Source organism: Collinsella sp. CLA-JM-H32 (assembly GCF_040098165.1).
Lineage (GTDB): Bacteria > Actinomycetota > Coriobacteriia > Coriobacteriales > Coriobacteriaceae > Collinsella.
Map to the genome: position 1 here is coordinate 214,398 of NZ_JBBNMZ010000001.1, position 17,973 is coordinate 232,370.

General features: G+C 60.7%; 14 protein-coding genes and 2 tRNA genes. 4 read left to right on the forward strand and 12 right to left on the reverse strand.

The window, feature by feature from the left end:
• Positions 1 to 40: 40 nt before the first annotated feature.
• The 12 genes from carB to rpsF form a co-directional block, all read right to left on the reverse strand.
• On the reverse strand, positions 41 to 3,355 hold the full coding sequence (gene carB / locus AAA021_RS00860) for a carbamoyl-phosphate synthase large subunit (RefSeq protein WP_349087590.1): 3,315 nt from the start codon (positions 3,353 to 3,355) through the stop codon (positions 41 to 43).
• 1 nt (position 3,356) lies between these two features.
• Complete coding sequence (gene carA, locus AAA021_RS00865) at positions 3,357 to 4,796, reverse strand: glutamine-hydrolyzing carbamoyl-phosphate synthase small subunit (protein WP_349087591.1); 1,440 nt, start codon at positions 4,794 to 4,796, stop codon at positions 3,357 to 3,359.
• Positions 4,797 to 5,002: 206 nt separating this feature from the next.
• Positions 5,003 to 5,968 carry a hypothetical protein gene (locus tag AAA021_RS00870; RefSeq protein ID WP_006235822.1) on the reverse strand — a complete coding sequence of 322 codons (966 nt, stop codon included), beginning with the start codon at positions 5,966 to 5,968 and terminating at the stop codon, positions 5,003 to 5,005.
• A gap of 19 nt (positions 5,969 to 5,987) precedes the next feature.
• Positions 5,988 to 7,760 (reverse strand): ABC transporter ATP-binding protein, encoded by a 1,773-nt coding sequence (locus AAA021_RS00875; RefSeq protein ID WP_349087593.1) that lies wholly within the window; start codon positions 7,758 to 7,760, stop codon positions 5,988 to 5,990.
• A gap of 247 nt (positions 7,761 to 8,007) precedes the next feature.
• Entirely contained in the window at positions 8,008 to 8,703 is a 696-nt protein-coding gene (locus AAA021_RS00880; RefSeq protein ID WP_195363837.1) for an NUDIX hydrolase, read from the reverse strand.
• Between the two features lie 21 nt (positions 8,704 to 8,724).
• Positions 8,725 to 10,029: a phosphoribosylamine--glycine ligase gene (purD, locus tag AAA021_RS00885; RefSeq protein ID WP_349087595.1), complete on the reverse strand. Its 1,305-nt coding sequence runs from the start codon at positions 10,027 to 10,029 to the stop codon at positions 8,725 to 8,727.
• 118 nt (positions 10,030 to 10,147) lie between these two features.
• A complete protein-coding gene (locus AAA021_RS00890; RefSeq protein ID WP_349087596.1) occupies positions 10,148 to 11,434 on the reverse strand; it encodes an adenylosuccinate synthase in 1,287 nt (428 codons plus the stop codon).
• Positions 11,435 to 11,527: 93 nt separating this feature from the next.
• Complete coding sequence (dnaB, locus tag AAA021_RS00895; protein ID WP_022094074.1) at positions 11,528 to 12,919, reverse strand: replicative DNA helicase; 1,392 nt, start codon at positions 12,917 to 12,919, stop codon at positions 11,528 to 11,530.
• A gap of 224 nt (positions 12,920 to 13,143) precedes the next feature.
• On the reverse strand, positions 13,144 to 13,683 hold the full coding sequence (rplI, locus tag AAA021_RS00900) for a 50S ribosomal protein L9 (RefSeq protein ID WP_022094073.1): 540 nt from the start codon (positions 13,681 to 13,683) through the stop codon (positions 13,144 to 13,146).
• Between the two features lie 15 nt (positions 13,684 to 13,698).
• Entirely contained in the window at positions 13,699 to 13,965 is a 267-nt protein-coding gene (rpsR, locus tag AAA021_RS00905; RefSeq protein WP_006235829.1) for a 30S ribosomal protein S18, read from the reverse strand.
• A gap of 72 nt (positions 13,966 to 14,037) precedes the next feature.
• Positions 14,038 to 14,490, reverse strand: coding sequence for a single-stranded DNA-binding protein (ssb, locus tag AAA021_RS00910; protein ID WP_006235830.1), 453 nt, complete (start codon positions 14,488 to 14,490; stop codon positions 14,038 to 14,040).
• Positions 14,491 to 14,538: 48 nt separating this feature from the next.
• On the reverse strand, positions 14,539 to 14,832 hold the full coding sequence (gene rpsF, locus AAA021_RS00915; protein ID WP_006235831.1) for a 30S ribosomal protein S6: 294 nt from the start codon (positions 14,830 to 14,832) through the stop codon (positions 14,539 to 14,541).
• Between the two features lie 504 nt (positions 14,833 to 15,336).
• On the opposite strand from rpsF, the gene AAA021_RS00920 reads away from it, so the two are divergent.
• From AAA021_RS00920 to AAA021_RS00935, 4 genes are all read left to right on the forward strand, one after another.
• Positions 15,337 to 15,427 (forward strand) — tRNA-Ser (locus tag AAA021_RS00920).
• Positions 15,428 to 15,475: 48 nt separating this feature from the next.
• Positions 15,476 to 15,566 (forward strand) — tRNA-Ser (locus AAA021_RS00925).
• Positions 15,567 to 15,990: 424 nt separating this feature from the next.
• Entirely contained in the window at positions 15,991 to 16,680 is a 690-nt protein-coding gene (locus AAA021_RS00930) for a TRIC cation channel family protein (protein WP_226812580.1), read from the forward strand.
• Positions 16,681 to 16,787: 107 nt separating this feature from the next.
• The gene (locus tag AAA021_RS00935; protein ID WP_349087597.1) at positions 16,788 to 17,933 is read left to right on the forward strand and encodes a polymer-forming cytoskeletal protein; all 1,146 of its coding nucleotides are present in this window, start codon (positions 16,788 to 16,790) and stop codon (positions 17,931 to 17,933) included.
• The last annotated feature ends 40 nt before the right edge of the window (positions 17,934 to 17,973 follow it).

Here is a 17,973-nt window from a genome sequence, read left to right on the forward strand (position 1 = left end):
GGAAATCTCGGCCCCTCCCGCCCCGGCCGGACAGGTCACACTACACCGTGTACTGCGGCAGGTCCTGCAGGGCGATGACGTCCATGCCCATGTCGTTGGCGCTGCCGTGACCCTGCTGGTCCTCGCGCACGGCCTCGATGGCACTCACGTACGTGTTGGCGGCAGACATCGCGGTCACACAGGTCACGCCGCGGCGCACCGCCTCGGTACGCAACAGATAGCCGTCGCCACGCGAACCCGGGCCATACGGCGTATTGACGATCACCGCGATCTTGCCGTCGGCGATCAGGTCGCCGATGTTGGGACGCTCGCCGTCGTGCGGGCCGCTGATCTTTTCCACAACCTCGCACGTCACGTTGCCTCCACGCAGCACGCGCGCCGTTCCCTCGGTGGAGCAGATATCAAAGCCCAGGTAGCGCAGGATACGCGCGACCGAAAGGATGTGACGCTTGTCGCGGTCGCACACGCTAATGAACACCTTGCCGGCGCTCGGGTCGGGCAGCTTGTAGTCAATCGCCAGCTGCGTCTTGGCGTATGCCTCGGGATAGCTCTTGGCGATACCCATGACCTCGCCCGTCGACTTCATCTCGGGCCCCAGGATAACGTCAGCGCCCGGGAAACGACCCCAGGGCATAACGGCTTCCTTCATGCAGAACCAGTCCAGCTGGCGCTCGTCGCTCGGCAGGCCCAAGCTCGCGATGGAATCGCCCGCCATGATACGTGCGGCACACTTGGCCAGTGGCACACCGGTGGCCTTGGAGATAAACGGCACGGTACGGCTTGCGCGCGGGTTGGCCTCGATCACGTAAACGGTCTCGCCCTTAATGGCGTACTGCACGTTGACCAGGCCGCGCACGCCCAGCGCCATCGCGATGCGGCGTGTGGTCTCGCGAAGCTTTGCCTGCAGGCTCTCGCTAAAGCTGAACGGCGGAATGCAGGTCGCGGAGTCGCCGGAGTGGATACCGGCTTCCTCGATATGCTCCAGGATACCGCCGATGTAGACCTCCTCGCCGTCGCACAGAGCGTCGACGTCCGACTCGATTGCGCCCTCCAGGAAGCGGTCCAGATACACCGGGTAGTCGGGGCTAATGCGCGCGGCCTCGGCCATGTAATCGCGCAGATGCTCGGCATCGTAGGCGATCATCATACCGCGGCCGCCCAGCACGTAGCTCGGACGCACCAGCAGCGGATAGCCGATGTGCGCGGCCACGGCCTCGGCCTCCTCAAACGAGGTTGCCTGGCCCGCCGGCGGATACATAATGCCCAGCTTGTCGAGCAGGGCGGCAAAGCGCTCGCGGTCCTCGGCAAAGTCGATGGCATCGGGCTTGGTGCCCATGATGTTGACGCCACTCTCCTCGAGCATGCGCGCCAGCTTAAGCGGGGTCTGGCCGCCGAGCGTCACCACGACGCCGTCGGGACGCTCAACGTCAATGACGTCCATGACGTCCTCGTAGGTGAGCGGCTCAAAATACAGGCGGTCGGACGTGTCGTAGTCGGTCGAGACGGTCTCGGGATTGCAGTTGACCATGATGGTCTCAAAGCCACGGGCCGCCAGCGCATAACTCGCATGCACGCAGCAGTAGTCAAACTCGATGCCCTGGCCGATACGGTTGGGTCCGGCACCCAGGATCATCGCCTTGGGCTTATCTACCGGCGTGGTCTCGTCGGGGGCCACACACTTTTTGGCGACCGGGCTCGTGCGGTAGATGTTCTCGTAGGTCTTGTAATGGTACTCCGTGGCGCTCGAGAACTCGGCCGCGCAGGTATCGACCGTCTTCATGCTGGGAACCACACCCAGGCCCTTGCGGTAGGCGCGCACAAAGCGCTCGTCCGAGCCGGTCAGCGCGGCAATCTCGGCGTCACTCGTGCCATACTGCTTGAGCAGGCGCATCGCGTCGGCATCAATGTCCTCCACACGCATGCCGCGGATGCTCTCCTGAACCTGCACCATGTCGTTGATGCGGTTGAGGTACCACGGATCGATGCCGCAGATGGCATGGATGCGGGTGATATCCCAGCCGCGGCGCAGAGCCTCGACCACAAAGAAAATGCGGTGCTCGGTCGGCGTTGCCACGGCTTGAGCGAGCTCATCGTCGCTCAGCTTGTCGGCACCCTCCTTGCCACCGACGCAAATGCCCTGATGCCCGTCCTCCAGCGAACGCATGGCCTTGCCAAAGGCTTCCTCGAAGGTGCGGCCGATCGCCATGATCTCGCCCACGGCCTTCATGCGCGTGGTGAGCGTGGGGTCGGTACCCTTGAACTTCTCGAAGGCAAAGCGCGGCACCTTGACCACACAGTAGTCGATTGTGGGCTCAAAGCAGGCGGGCGTGGCCTTGGTGATGTCGTTGACGATCTCGTCGAGCGTGTAGCCCACTGCCAGGCGTGCGGCGGCCTTGGCAATGGGGAAACCCGTGGCCTTGGAGGCCAGTGCGGACGAACGGCTCACGCGCGGGTTCATCTCGATGACGATCAGGCGGCCGGTCCGGGGGTTCACGGCAAACTGCACGTTGGAGCCGCCGGTCTCGACGCCGATCTTCTCCAGAATGGCGAGCGAGGCCACGCGCATGCGCTGATACTCAAGGTCGGAGAGCGTCTGCGCCGGCGCCACGGTGATGGAGTCACCGGTATGCACGCCCATGGGGTCGAGGTTCTCGATGGAGCACACGATGATGCCGTTGCCGGCGTGGTCACGCATGACCTCCATCTCATACTCTTTCCAGCCCTCGATGGACTCCTCGACCAGCACCTCGTGGGCGGGCGAGAGCTCGAGGCCCTGGCTCACGATGGAGACGAGCTCCTCGTGGGTGTGAGCGATGCCGCCGCCGGCGCCGCCGAGGGTAAAGCTCGGGCGCAGTACGCAGGGATAGCCCACGCGCTCGGCGATAGCCTCGGCGTCGGCCACGCTGTAGGCATAGCCCGAGCGCGCGACCTCCAGGCCAATCTCGGCCATGGCCTCGTTAAAGAGCTTGCGGTCCTCGCCGCGCTCGATGGCGGCCAGGTCGCAGCCGATCATCTCGACGCCGTACTTGTCGAGCGTGCCGTCTTTCGCCAGCTCGACGGCGGCGTTCAGACCGGTCTGGCCGCCCAGCGTGGGCAGCAGCGCGTCCGGACGCTCTTTCTTGATCACGCGCTCGATAAACTCGGCGGTGATGGGCTCGACATAGGTGCGGTCGACAAGACCCGGGTCGGTCATGATGGTCGCCGGGTTGGAGTTGACCAGGATGACCTCAAAGCCATCCTCCTTGAGCACCTTGCAGGCCTGGGCGCCGGAGTAGTCGAACTCACATGCCTGGCCAATAACGATGGGGCCCGAACCAATGACAAGGATGCGCTTGATGTCAGTACGTTTCGGCATGTTAGTTCTCCTCGGTCTCGGTCGCGGCGGTCTCGGCAAAATTCCAGCCGGCGAGGCGGTCCTTCGCGGTGTCGATGTCCAGGTAGTTCTCCTCGCCGTCCATGAGTCGCGTAAAGGCGGTAAAGAGATAGTGGGCATCGGTGGGGCCAGGCGAAGCCTCGGGGTGGTACTGGACCGAGAAGCACGGGGCGTCGAGCAGCTGGATACCCTCGGCGGTGCCGTCGTTGAGATTCACATGTGTTAGGCGAATGCGGCCAAAGCGCTCGTTCATCACGACCGGCGCGATTCCGCGGCGCACCCAGACGCGCAGATCTCCATCGGCCGCATGCTCGGTCTCGCCGCCGGAAAGCTCGGGGACAAGATTGCCCAAGCTGGGGAACAGCAGGCCAAAGCCATGGTTTTGCGCGGTGATCTCCACGCGACGGCTTACCAGGTTCATGACCGGCTGGTTGCCACCGCGGTGACCGAACTTAAGCTTTTCCATCTGGGCGCCGCAGGCCAGGCTAATCATCTGGTGACCAAGACAAATGCCAAAGACCGGCACCTTGCCGATCAGCTGCTGCACCTGCTCGTAGGTCTCCACCACGGCATCGGGGTCGCCGGGGCCGTTGGACAAAAAGACGCCATCGGGATTCATGTCGAGCACCTCACTCGCAGGCGTATCCCACGGCACGACAGTAAGGTCGCAGCCGGCGCGGACGAGGCCCTCCAGAATGCCGCGCTTGACGCCGCAGTCGTAGGCGACCACTTTGTGACGGGCAGGAGCGGCAACCGCAAGTGCAAAGTCATGCGTGGCAGGCAGGTCGGCGGCCACAAACTCGTGAGGCGCGGGGCAACTTACGGTCTTCACCAGGTTCTCGCCTACCAGCGTGGGCGCTGCGGCCAGACGCTCGGCAAGCTCGTCGACGTCGAAGATCTCGGTCGAGATAATGCCCATCTTGGAACCATTGTCGCGCAGATGGCGCACCAGAGCGCGGGTGTCGACGCCCTCGATAGCGACGATGCCGTGGGCGCGCAGATACTCCGGCACGCTGACGGCCGAACGCCAGTTAGAAGGCGTGGCGCACATGTCGCGAACGATCATGCCGCGCATGGCCGGAGCGCTCGCAGGGCGCACGGCGTCGCCGGGGAAGGCCGACTGGACGTCGGTCTCGTCGATACCGTAGTTGCCGATCTGCGGATAGGTCATGGTTACGATTTGGCCGGCATAACTTGGGTCGGTCATGACCTCAAAGTAGCCCTCGAGCGAGGTGTTGAAGCAGACTTCGCCGGTCGCGGTGCCCTTGGCGCCGCATGCACGTCCATAAAAAATGGTCCCATCCTCAAGATACAGGATGCAGGGACCGCAGGTGCCCTTGCTGGTTTTGGCCAGCATACGCTGGCAAAGCTCGCTGGGCGCGAAGGTGCGGGCGGCAGCGCCCGCGGTATGGTTGTTCGCCATAATTCTCCTTCCCGGTCTCACAGGACCGGCTTAAAGGTGTGTAGTTAGGCCTCGCGGTATTGTAACCGCAAGCATGCCTCATGGCGTTAATTTCATCGAAATGTTTACGAAATGATAATTATGACTTTCTATGCATAATGTTTTTTAATCCCCGTCCCAAAAAAAACATCCCGCGGGGCTTGTGGCTCACGCGGGATGATGGCGTCTTATTTTTTCTTGTCCTGCTCCAGCAGTTCGGACGGTGTGCGATCGGGCTTGCCGCCGCGGAAAATCTCGCGGCCATGCAGACGATGTTCCAGGTCACGCTCGGCCTTTTCCTCGTCAATCTTGGTCTGGCTCACCACCGGGTCCTCAATCAACGACGACACCGAGTTCACCTGCTTCTGAATGCGTTCGGCGATGGTGTCATCCATACTCACGATGCGCATCTTCCAGTCGATACTCGTGGCGTTGGATGAGCTCTTGGTCCACACGAACGTCAAAATGGCGCTCTGGTGGCCCCGCGCGGGGAACATGCCAAAGAAGGAATCGTGCTGAATGTTGCTATCCTCGTCGATATAGGCGTGAACGTTATACACCACGCGGTCGATCTTATCGTTGAGCAGCGCGTTGGTCGCAAGCGCCGCGGCCTGGATCTGCCCGTTGGACAGCAGCTCGAGCTCGTTGGCAGACGATGTGTCCAACACCGTCACCTCGACCGTGCCCGTACGCTCATCGGCTTCATCGACGGTAAAGTCGAGCGGGAACTGCGTAAAGCCGTTGCCCCATTCAAGTCCACCCTTGAGCGCGGTCGAAACGGTATCGACCGAAACGCTCTCGGACAGGTTGGCGGTGTTCAGACGACGCATCACGCCGTAGCCAATCTGCATGCCCACGATCAGCACCAAAATACCGATGACCACGGCCATCGCGGTCTTCGTAATGGTATGGCTCACCTGCGAGCCCGAAGGATCGTCCTCGGACAGCGGGTCGATATGTTTTGCCTGGCTCGCGCGGTCCTCGCTGCGCAGCTGCGCTAGCGCCGCTTTGTCACCGCGCTTGGCCGCAGCCTCCTTCTCACGCATGCGCTCGGTACGCTTTTTGGCGAGCGTGGGATCCAAGACGCCGGATGCATCGATTTCGGAGAATAACTCCGTCACTTCTTCCGGAGTCAAAGGGTTCTTGTCAGCCATAAACTTCCTGTCATATCAATCAGTCGAGCTCGTGCGCACGCGCACCTTCGAACTGCATTCGATAGTAACGGGCATAGGTGCCGCCACGGGCGAGAAGCTCCTCGTGCGTGCCACGCTCCACAACGCGACCATGCTCAACGGTCGCAATCTCATCGGCATGCTTAATGGTCGAAAGACGGTGGGCGATGATAATCGTGGTGCGGCCGCGTGCCAGCTCTTCGAGTGACTCCTGCACCGCCTCCTCGCTCTCGTTATCCAAAGCACTCGTCGCCTCGTCCAAAATCAGGATCTTGGGGTTCTTGAGAAACACGCGCGCGATGGCAACGCGCTGCTTCTGTCCGCCCGAAAGACGGCTGCCGCGCTCGCCCACCACGGTGTCGTAGCCCTGCGGAAGCGACTCGATAAAGGCATCGATGTTGGCGCGACGGGCGGCCTCGGCGATCTCTTCTGCCGTAGCGCCCGGCTTGCCGTAGGCGATGTTCTCGCCAATCGTGCCGTCAAACAGATAGACATCCTGCTGCACCAGGCCGATGGCGCGGCGCAGGCTCTGCTGCGTCACATCGCGCACGTCCTGACCGTCGATGCTAATGGATCCGGTAGCCACGTCATAAAAGCGCGGCAGCAGCGAACAGGTCGTGGACTTGCCGCCGCCCGAAGGGCCAACCAAAGCGATGGTCTGCCCGGGCTTGATGGACAGGTCCATATGGTCGATAACGGGACGCTCGTCGGCATAGCCCTCGCCCAGCTCAACATCCTCGTAGTTAAAGCACACGTCGTGATACTCCACGGCGCCGGCAGTCACCTGCAGATCCGTAGCGCCCGGCTTGTCCTGGATATCCGGCGCCGTCGAGAGCACCTCGTCCATACGCTTAAAGCCGGCGATAGCCTTCTGATACGTTTCGGCCGAATTGACGAGTGTCTCGAGCGGCGTGCAGAACAGCGAAATATAGAGTGCAAAGGTCGCCATATCGACCGCCTGCAGCTGTCCCTTGGCGACCAGCCAGCCGCCCAGCAGCACCACGATCACATAGAGCACACCCGAGAGCAGGCCATACGTCGCGGTATAGACGCCCATGGCGTGATACATGTTCTCCTTGGACAAAAGGTAGCGGTCGTTAGAGGCACGGAACTTGGCACGCTCGGTCTCCTCGTTGGCAAAGCTCTTGACCACGCGCATGCCCGCCAGAGAATCCTGCAGCTGTGCATTAATGCCGCTGATCTTCTTGCGGTTGTCGCTAAAGACCTCGCGCATGCGCATGTTCTGCCAAAACATGACGACCGCAAACGCCGCCGTCACCACGGCCATGGCAAGCGCCAGCACCGGAGCGATGGTAAAGAGGATCACAAACGAGCCGATAATCTCGATACCGCAGATGATGATCCACTCGGGTACGTGATGCGCCGCCTCGCAGATATCGAACAGGTCGCTGACCACGCGGCTCATCATGTCACCCGAGCTGTTGCGGTCGAAGTACGCAAAGCTAAAGCGCTCATACTGGTCGAACAGGTCCTCGCGCATTTTGGACTCCATGCGCGCGCCCATCACGTGGCCCCAATAGCTCACAAAGTAGCGGCAGGCGCAGCGGACGGCATACATCAGCACCAAGCCCACCGCGATCATGCCGAGCGCCTGCATAATGGCAGCCTGACCCTGAGTAAATAGCCCACCGGTCAAATTACGCAGAATAATAGGAAAAGCAAGGTCAATGGCGGCAAGCACCAGAGCACAAACAGTATCAGCAACAAAAAGCCCCATCTGGGGCTCGTAATACGAAAGAAACCTCTTAAACATGCAGTCCTCGAAGAGAAATAAATAGCGTGATAAATCCGGTTGAGCCGGTCGGGCTGAAAACAAAGCGTCCCAACAAACATAACGCCGATGTTCTAGCAACGTCAGCGAAAACGTCCCTAAGCGAGCAAGGTGCCTTGAAAGAGGAGCGACGCGTACTTCGGTACGCGAGCGACGATTGAAAGGCAGATTGCCGCTTAGGGGCGTTTGCAGCGTCGACTCGTTACGCGGTTTGGTAAAACCGCGTAACCTAGAGCTCCGTGCCCCCAAGGCGGTGCGCGATGCTGTCGCAGGCCAAGGCGCCTACGACGGTCTTGGCGTCTTCGATCTTGCCGTCGAGTACGGCGTCGATCAGCTCGTGCAGCGGCACCAGGTCCACGTTGACAAACTCGTCATCATCGGGGTTGGGCGCATCAAACTCGAGCTTGGTAGCCAAGTAGATGTGGATAATCTCATCGCAAAAACCACAGGACGTGACAATCGACGTCAAAAAGCGAATGCGACCAGCCCTAAAGCCCGTCTCCTCATGCAGCTCGCGCTTGGCGCAATCGAGCGGGTCCTCGCCTGGATCGAGCTTGCCGGCGGGAATCTCGACCGTCACGCGGTCGATGGCGGTGCGGTACTGACGCACCAGTACGATCTTGCCGCTCTCGGTCAGTGCCACAACGGCCGCCGCACCCGGATGGCGAACGATATCGCGGGCGCTGCGGTGACCGTTGGGCAGCTCAACCTCAAGACGGTGGACGTCGAGGATCTTGCCCTTCCAGGCGCACTCCTCCGAAAGAATCTTCTCGTGCAGCTCGGCATCGTGCGGGTCGTCGTCGCCCAGCACCAGTGCCGGCTCGTCAGCGACCTCGCCACCAGGCTCGCCCTCGGCGTGCCCATACATGCGGCTGTCCTCTTCGACGATCTGCGCGTCCACGAGCTCTTCGTTCTTCTCGTCCATCCGTCTCATTCCTCTCGGATTTTAGGCATCCCAGGCGTCGCGGCCGCGCAGCGCGCGCAGGCCGATGTCGTGACGCAGGGTCTTGCCCTCAAAATCAATCTTCTCGCAGGCCTCGTAGGCAAGGTTGCGAGCATTCTCGAACGTGTCGCCCAGAGCGGTCACGGCAAGCACGCGGCCACCATTGGTCACGAGCTGGCCGTCCACCACGGCAGTGCCCGCGTGGTACACGGTCACGTTCTCCATGGCCTCGGCATCGGCGATGCCGGTGATGACTTTGCCCTTCTCGTAGCTGCCGGGATAGCCCGCGCTCGTCAGAACAACAGCCACGGCCCACTCGTCACGCCAGTCGAGCTCAATCTGATCAAGCTCGCAGTTGGCGCAGGCGAGCATAACCTCGACCAGGTCGTTCTTGAGGCGCGGCAGCACGACCTGCGTCTCGGGGTCGCCAAAGCGGGCGTTGAACTCCAGCACCTTGGGGCCGGCGGGGGTGAGCATAAAGCCGCCATACAGGCAGCCGCGGTAGTCGATGCCCTCGGCAGCGAGCTCGGCCACGGTCTGCTCCATGACCTTCACCATCGTGGCGTGCTCCTCGTCAGTCACGATGGGCACCGGGCTGTAAACGCCCATGCCACCGGTGTTGGGACCCTTGTCGCCCTCGAGCGCACGCTTGTGGTCCTGCGAAGTGGCCATGGGGCGCACGGTCTTGCCGTCGGTAAAGGCCAGCAGCGAGCACTCAGGACCAACGAGCATCTCCTCGATGACCACGGTATTGCCGGCATCGCCAAAGGTGCCGCCAAAACACTCGCGCACGGCCTCTTCGGCCTGCTCGAGCTCAGTCGCCACGATAACGCCCTTGCCTGCGGCCAGGCCGTCAGCCTTGACGACCAGCGGAGCGCCCTGCTCACGCACATAGGCAAGAGCCGAAGCCTCGTCGGTAAACGAGCCGTAGGCTGCCGTCGGGATACCGGCACGCTCCATGAGCTGCTTGGAGAACAGCTTGGAGCCCTCCATCTGGGCGCCCTCGGCAGCCGGGCCAAAGCAGGGAATACCCGCCGCGCGCACGGCGTCGGCCACGCCCGCCACGAGCGGAGCCTCGGGGCCAATCACCACGAGTCCGCATCCGTGGCTCTGCGCAAACGCCGCCACGGCCGCAGGATCGCAGTCGTCGAGAACAACGTTCTCGCCGCAGCTCGCAGTGCCGCCGTTACCCGGCGCGATGTAGAGCTTGCCGGCGCGCGGTGATGCTGCGAGCTTAGCTGCCAAAGCATGCTCGCGGCCGCCGCTGCCCAACAACAGGATGTCGATGGTTTGAGTGTCCGCCTTCAAGGGTGCCTCCTCTATGGATGAACGGCCCGCTCCGCGCGAGCCCTTTGCAAGCAAATATACCCCTCGGCCGCCCGTCCGGGCTGCAAAGGGGTATATCGCAATAACCAAATAGTCCCGATTACTTCCAGAATCGGTTGATGATCTGCTCGCGACCAGCGCCAACGCCAACGAACGTCACGCGGGTGTGTGCCAGATCCTCGATAAACGCCACGTAGTCCTGAGCCTCCTGCGGCAGCTCCTCAAAGCTGCGGCAGCCAGTGATATCGCACTTCCAACCAGGAAGCTCCTCGTAGATGGGCTTGGCGTGCTCAAAGCGAACCTGATGCTCGGGCACGCTGGTATAGCGCTCGCCATCGACGTCGTAGGCCACGCACACCTTGATGGTGTCGAAGGCCGAAAGCACGTCGAGCTTGGTCATGGCGATATCGGTGAGGCCGTTGACGCGCGAGGCGTAGTTGGCAATAGGGCCGTCGAACCAGCCGCAGCGACGACGGCGACCGGTGGTCACGCCGTACTCATAGCCCTCCTCGGTCAGCGTGTGACCGGCCTCGGACTCATAGGAAAGCTCGGTGGGCATGGGGCCCGAACCGACGCGGGTGATATAGGCCTTCATGACGCCCAGCACGCGGTCGACGTTCTTCATGCCGACGCCGGAACCGGTAATGGCGCCGCCGGCGGTGCAGTTGGAAGACGTCACGTACGGATAGGTGCCGTGGTCGATGTCGAGCAGCGTCGCCTGGGCGCCCTCAAACAGCAGGTCCTTGCCCTCATCGATCATGTTGTTGAGCAGCAGGCTCGTCTCGGTGATGTAGGGACGCAGGCGCTCGGCCATCGGCAGGTACTCGTCGCAAATCTGGTCCACGGTGTAGGTGGGCAGGTTGTAGATGAGCTCGAGCTCGGGGTTCACGCGGGCGAGAGCGGTCTCCAGCTTGTCGCGGAACAGCGCCTCGTCCAGCATGTCCTGCATGCGCAGGCCAATGCGGACCATCTTGTCCTGATAGCACGGACCGATGCCGCGCTTGGTGGTACCGATGTTCTTCTTGCCGAGCTTCTGCTCAAAGGCGCCATCCAGATCGATGTGGTACGGCATGATGACATGCGCGTTGCCGCTAATCTTGAGGTTCTTGGTGGTGATGTCGTCGGCCTCGAACATATCGATCTCCTCAAGGACAACCTTGGGGTTGACGACGCAGCCGTTACCGATCACCGACACGTGGTCGGAATACATGATGCCGGAGGGCACCTGGTGCAGGCCGTACTTCTTGCCGTTGACGACGATGGTGTGACCGGCGTTGTTGCCGCCCGAGTAGCGCACGACGGCATCGAAGTCGCCGGCGACTAGGTCGCAAATCTTACCCTTGCCCTCATCGCCCCACTGGGCACCGACCAAAACGGTTGACGGCATGTTTACTCCTTACATTCATGGACTGTCTACGCGCCACGCCGGCACGCAGAAGCACAAAACATTCCCAGTATACCCGTGCAACGGGCGCCTGTCCTACTCCTCGGCATGTGCCCCATCAAGCTCATAGAACTTGGTGGATGCCGGCAGGAACATCAGGTCGACGTCGCCGATCGGGCCCGAACGGTTCTTGGCCACGACGATACGCGTGACGCCCTCGTCGGGTCGATCGTCGCGCGAGGCCTCGGCCTCGTCGGCGGAGCGGTCCAAGAACATAACGATATCGGCGTCCTGCTCGATGGAGCCCGATTCACGAAGGTCGGAAAGCTGCGGGCGCTTGCCGGTACGGGATTCAACCTGACGCGAAAGCTGCGACAGCGCGATGAGCGGGATCTTGAGCTCCTTGGCCATGATCTTCAGACCACGCGACATCTCCGAAACCTCGACGGTACGGCTCTCGGAGCGGCGTCCCGGCGGAGGACTCACCAGCTGCAGGTAGTCCAGGATGATGATTGCCTTCTCCTTGTTATGGAGCATACGGCGGCTCTTGGCGCGAATCTCGGTCACTGTGGTGCCGGGCGTATCGTCAATCAGAATATCGAGCTTGGACAAGGTCTGCGTGGCCTCGTTGATATTGGCCCACTGTTCGGGGCTAATACGGCCCATGCGGAAGTCACTGATCGAGATCATGGCGTAGGCGCAAATCAGACGCTGGGCAATTTCCTTGCCCGACATCTCCAGCGAGAAGAAGCCGACGGTATAACCAGCAGCGGCAGCGTTAAGTGCCAGGTTCAGAGCGAACGACGTCTTACCTACAGCAGGACGGGCGCCGATAATGATGAGCTGGCCTTCGCGAAAACCCATGAGCATGCGGTCGAGCGACGGGAAGCCCGTGGGCACGCCCGCAGCCTGGCCACCGGCCTGGCACACTTCCTCGGCCTCGTTATAGGCCTCGACCATAAACTCGGTCAACGTCTTGTAACTCGACTTGACCTCGCGTGCCGTAACCTTGAGTAGCTTGCTCTCGGCCAGCTCGACAACCTCTTTGGTGTCGGTGGGGGCATTATATGCCAGCGCGTTGATCTCGTTGGTGGCGCCGATCAGCTCACGCAGCATCGAATCGCGGCGAACGATGGCGGCATGATGCTGCCAGTTGACGAGCGACAGGGTCTGACCCATCAACTCCAAAATGTACGCTTCGCCGCCCACGGCATCGAGCTTGTTGATGCTTCGCAGGTAATCGATCAGCGAGATGGAGTCGATGGGAATGCGGCTGTTGTACATATCGACCATCGCGGTATAGATGGTCTTATGAATGGGCCGGTAGAAGTCATCGGGCTGCAGCTCGACCTGGGCTTCTTCGACCACCTCGGGCGATAGCAGCATAGCGGCCAGCACATTGGCCTCTGCATCTTGGTTTTGGGGAAGACCCAACTTTGAGCCGCGGTCCTCAACCGTCAGCCCGGTCTCCCTATCGTCATATGCCATGAGCATCCTCATTCATATCGCTTGCGAGCATCCATAGTATCAGCCACGGTCCCAAAACGCGCCGCGCGCGGCCAATCATCACCGAACCAAACGGATGAACGGTCCTGTATATAGGACTTCGACGCAACGTTCACCATGACACTCACTCAGCGCAAAAAACAAAAGGGCGCCCTGGTTTCCCAGAGCGCCCTTCTTAGAACAAGATTGTTGCGTTGCAGCAAATGCTACTCGGCAGCAGCCTCAGTCTCGACCTCGGCGGTCTCGGCCTCGGCGACCTCAGCGGCCTCCTCGACCTCAGCCTCGGCAGCGAGCTCCTCGGCGGTAACGCCGACGAGAACGACAACCTCGGCCTTGATCTCGCGGTACAGCGAGATGGCAACGGTGTGGGCACCGGCAACCTTGATGGGCTTACCGAGCTCGACGCGCTTGCGGTCGATGTCCATACCGAGCTGAGCCTTGATGGCGTCAGCGATCATAGCGGCGGTAACGGAGCCAAAGAGGATGCCCTCGTCGCCGACCTTGACGTCAACGGTGACCGTCTTGCCCTCGAAGGCAGCCTTGGTCTCGTTGGCGGTAGCCAGACGGACGGCCTCGCGCTTGGCGATGTTGTTGCGACGCTCGTCAAGCTGCTTGAGGTTGCCCTTGGTGGCGGCAACAGCGAGCTTCTTGGGGAACAGGAAGTTCTCAGCGTAACCCTGAGCGACCTCTACGACGTCACCCTCGCCGCCCTTGCCCTTGATCTCATCGAGAAGAATAACCTTCATGATGCGTCTCCCTTCTTAGCCGCGGTCGCGGTTGCCACGAGAGGAAACCACGGGGACGGTGTACGGCAGGAGAGCCATCTCGCGGGCGCGCTTGATGGCGTTGGCGATGTCATGCTGATGCTGCGTGCAAGCGCCAGTGACGCGACGGGGCTTGATCTTGCCACGGTCGGTCATGTACTTACGGAGAAGCTGAGTGTCCTTATAGTCGATGAACTCAGTGTTCTCCTTGCAGAACTGGCAGTACTTACGACGCGGCTGACGTGCAGAAAAATCATTAGCCATGTCAAAATACCTTTCGTTTGGCAACTTCGGCGAACCGAAGCCGCCTCTCACTCAAAAATAGGTGAACAACCCTTAGAACGGGATGTCCTCATCGTAGACGTCGACCGCGGGCGGCGTAGCCACCGGTGCGGCAGGACGTGCTGCGGGCGCGGGAGCTGCGGGGGCGTAACCGCCCTGATCGTAGCCACCCTGGCCACCACGGGAGCTCATAAACTCGATCTCATCGACGATGACCTCAAGCTTGCTCCGGCGCTGGCCGTCGCGCTCCCAAGAGCTGTAGCGCAGCTTGCCCTCGATCGCGACCTTGTTTCCCTTTGCCAGGAAACGGCTCACGGCCTCGGCGCGGGTGCCGAACATGGTGCAGTCGACAAAGTTGGGATAGTCCTCCCACTCGCCAGTCTGCGCGTTGCGGCGACGATCGTTCACGGCGACGCCAAAGGACAGAACCTGGGTTCCGCCGGCGGTGGCGCGCAGCTCGGGATCGCGGGTGAGGTTACCGGTGATGTTCACTCGATTGATGCTCATAACTCACTACTTCCTCTTGGGGCACAAGCCCAGTCCAAAACGACAGTCTTACTCCTGGTCGTCGCGACGGACGATCATGTGGCGGACCACAGCGTCGGTGATGCGCAGGACGCGATCAAGCTCGGCGATCTGGGTAGGATCTGCGTGGAAGTTGATGAGGGTGTAGTCACCATCGGTGAGGTCGTTGATCTCGTAGGCGAGCTTGCGCTTGCCCCACTCGTCAACGGAGTCGACCTTGCCAGCGCCCTCAGCGATCGTGGTATCGATACGCTTCATAACAGCGAGACGAGTCTCGGGGTCGAGCGACGGGTCAACAAAGAACAGCAGTTCATAAGCCTTCATATTGTCACCTCCTCTGGGCAAATGTGGCTTCAGGTCGTGAAGGTGCGCCTGAAGCAGGAAAAGACTTGGTAATAATATCTTTCAACCTCCTAGGCTGCAAGAATATGCAGCTACAACCTCATGACCTCCACATATGCCCATACTCGCACGACGTTTCATGCACATTCCAACCAAATGCCGACCAAGAGCTTGACGGATCTGTGGACAAGATACGGTGCCGTGGGGACAAGCTGAGCCAAGCCGCAGGTCAACGGGTACAAGGTTGTGGTCGCAAAATGCATACCAGTGGTCCACAACACCACCCAAAGATTTTTATATTCATTGCCAAGTCGCTTATGAATACCCCTTTTGAACAATTGAGTTGATCAACCAGGCTGGTCGGAAGCCGTTTTTTGGCACCTCAAACCCCACTGCAACGCCAAGCGCGGCAAAGCGTTTTAAAAAATGCCAACTTTTCTGTTTGCACTTTGCGATTCCTCGTGTATACTGACTTTCGCATTTAACGGAGAGTTGTCCGAGTGGCCGAAGGAGCACGATTGGAAATCGTGTAGGCGTCAAAAGCGTCTCCAGGGTTCAAATCCCTGACTCTCCGCCAGTTAATTCCAAAGCAGGCCTTCGAGCCTGCTTTGTTTTTACCCCACGCGGAGGGGTGGCAGAGTGGTTGAATGCGGCGGTCTCGAAAACCGTTTGGCCTGTATAAGGTCACGAGGGTTCGAATCCCTCCTCCTCCGCCATTTTGGTTGAGAAAGCTCCCGGGAATGGGAGCTTTTTTGTTTTGAGTCCCTAACAAGCAAATACGGCGGAGGAGGGATTCGAACCCGCCAGGGCGCGGAGCGTAAAGAAAACGCGCCCGTGGCGCGTTTTTAGCGCAGCGCGGTCGGCGTAAGCCGACCGGATAAATTTTGAGCTCCGCTCAAAATTTGGACATCCCTCCTATTCAGCCACGCCCCCATCGCTTTTGATCCCAACTTGAATCTCAAATGTGTACATCACCCTCCAAAAGCGACATTTTTCGACATCTTTGGAGGCTGATGTACACGTTTGGTGCCTACGCCCCCACCCAGTCGCAACCGTTTACCGAGCAATAGGGTCGCCAGGCCCGCCAACCATGTACTATGTACGGGCATTGTCCAAACCCACAACCCAAAGGACCCCATCTTGCCCGTCGTCGCCGCTATAACCATTACCTCACATGCCTCAGATGCCATGGTCGCTATTCCGTTTTGGCTCGAGATGTTCGCTGTTGTCGCTGCATCGATCTCGGGTGTACTGGTTGCGCGCGAGCACAAGCTCGACCTGGTGGGCGCCGTCGCGCTCGCGGTAGTCTGCGGTCTGGGCGGCGGTCTCTTGCGCGACATGACGCTACAGGTGGGCAACGTCTACATCCTCAACCAGCCGATGGCACTCCCGCTTTCCATTGCCACGGCAGCCATCATCTATATTTTCCCGGCAATCGTCGACAAACCCGAAAAACTCATTCCCCTGCTCGACATCATCTCGGTCGGCATCTACGCCGCCACTGGAGCAGACAAGGCGCTGGTCTACGGCTTTGCGCCGGCGGTGTGCATCATGATGGGCTTTTTCACCGCGGTGGGCGGCGGCATGTTGCGCGACGGCTTTATGGGCGTGGTTCCGGGCATTTTCCAACGTACTAACTTTTATGCCATCGCCGCCATCGCCGGATCGACAAGCTATGTGTGCCTCGTTATGAGCGGCATCATGAGCAATGTCGCCGCGCTGGTCGTATGCGTTGTCGTGACCATGGGTCTGCGCTGGCTCTCGCTGCGCTTTGATATCAAAAGCCCCACCGAAGAAGATATCGCGCGCTTCTTGCACCGTAAAAAGTAGACAGCATGGCACGACCCTTCGAAATGCAACCGAGAGGCTCTTTTAGAGCGCCCACGCGTTGGGTACCCTGTTAGGTATATGCCGAACACCTAACAAAAGGATCAACCATGGCTTTCAATCAAACCGTGACGGCACCGTCACACAAGATGCGTCGCTGCCTGCTTATGGCATTCGCGCTCATCGCGCTCGCGCTCACCGCACTTCCCACGGCGTCGTTCGCCGGCACGGACACCGCTGGAAACGTACTTGCGACCGACAATGACGCCAATCCGTCCGGCGTCGAAGGCGACCTGTACTGGGCCGGTCAGGCCCTCAACTTGGACGATACGTCCATCGACCGCGATATCATCGCCGCGGGCGATACCCTCTCGATTCGCGACTGCACAGTGGGCGGCGCCATTCGTCTTGCGGCGCGCACCATCGATGTTGCCAAGACCACGGTTGATGGCAGCGTCACGGTCGTCGGTCAGCATGTCGTGCTCAATTCCGACAGCACCGCCAACTGTTTCTATGCGATAGGCGAGACGGTTGCCCTGCGCGGCTCTACCAAGTCGGCAGCGCTTGCGGGCGACACGGTGACCATCGATGGCACCGTCAAGGGCGATGTCGAGGTTTGGGCCGACAAGCTCATTCTGGGCAAGAACGCCCACATCACCGGCACCGTGAACGCGCACGTCTCCGAGGACCCCGAGCGCGCCGCGGGAGCCGAGGTCGGTGCGCTCAAGATCGACCGCACCGAGAACGAGGATACTTCCACCGTTAACGATGTCATCGGCGGTATCGTCGCCGCGGCACTCTCGACCTGCTTTGTCGCTCTGCTGCTCGAGCTCATCTTTCCGCGCGCGACCGCCAGCGCCGCCGGCATGCTCCACCAGCGCTCCATGCCCCTGTGGGTGAGCGGTCTTCTGGGCACGATTGCTATCGTCCCCGCCGTCCTACTGCTGATTATCTCTATCGCTGGTCTGTCGCTTGCCGGAACCCTCTTGTGCGGCGTTATCGGCATCGCGTTGATGTCGAGTGCCTTTGCGGGGTGCGCGATCGCCCGCATGGTTGGACACAACCAAAACCGCTACGCCATGGCAGCCGTGGGCGGCGTAATCGCAGGCGCCCTCACGGGGCTTCCCCTCGTAGGTGACTTCATCAGCGGCGTGGCCTTTGTCTTTATGCTCGGTTACATCATCCAAATCATCTGGCGCAACGCCCGCGTCAAGCCGCAGCAGCCGGCTAACACGCCAGGACTCCCCACCGCTTAGCCGCCAACCACCACAAAGGGACCAGGCACCTTTGTGGTGG

Coding starts and splice junctions, on each gene's coding strand:
- carB (WP_349087590.1), bottom strand. CDS start 3,355: ATGCCGAAACGTACTGACATCAAGCGCATCCTTGTCATTGGTTCGGGC.
- carA (WP_349087591.1), bottom strand. CDS start 4,796: ATGGCGAACAACCATACCGCGGGCGCTGCCGCCCGCACCTTCGCGCCC.
- AAA021_RS00870 (WP_006235822.1), bottom strand. CDS start 5,968: ATGGCTGACAAGAACCCTTTGACTCCGGAAGAAGTGACGGAGTTATTC.
- AAA021_RS00875 (WP_349087593.1), bottom strand. CDS start 7,760: ATGTTTAAGAGGTTTCTTTCGTATTACGAGCCCCAGATGGGGCTTTTT.
- AAA021_RS00880 (WP_195363837.1), bottom strand. CDS start 8,703: ATGGACGAGAAGAACGAAGAGCTCGTGGACGCGCAGATCGTCGAAGAG.
- AAA021_RS00890 (WP_349087596.1), bottom strand. CDS start 11,434: ATGCCGTCAACCGTTTTGGTCGGTGCCCAGTGGGGCGATGAGGGCAAG.
- dnaB (WP_022094074.1), bottom strand. CDS start 12,919: ATGGCATATGACGATAGGGAGACCGGGCTGACGGTTGAGGACCGCGGC.
- rplI (WP_022094073.1), bottom strand. CDS start 13,683: ATGAAGGTTATTCTTCTCGATGAGATCAAGGGCAAGGGCGGCGAGGGT.
- rpsR (WP_006235829.1), bottom strand. CDS start 13,965: ATGGCTAATGATTTTTCTGCACGTCAGCCGCGTCGTAAGTACTGCCAG.
- ssb (WP_006235830.1), bottom strand. CDS start 14,490: ATGAGCATCAATCGAGTGAACATCACCGGTAACCTCACCCGCGATCCC.
- rpsF (WP_006235831.1), bottom strand. CDS start 14,832: ATGAAGGCTTATGAACTGCTGTTCTTTGTTGACCCGTCGCTCGACCCC.
- AAA021_RS00935 (WP_349087597.1), top strand. CDS start 16,788: ATGGCTTTCAATCAAACCGTGACGGCACCGTCACACAAGATGCGTCGC.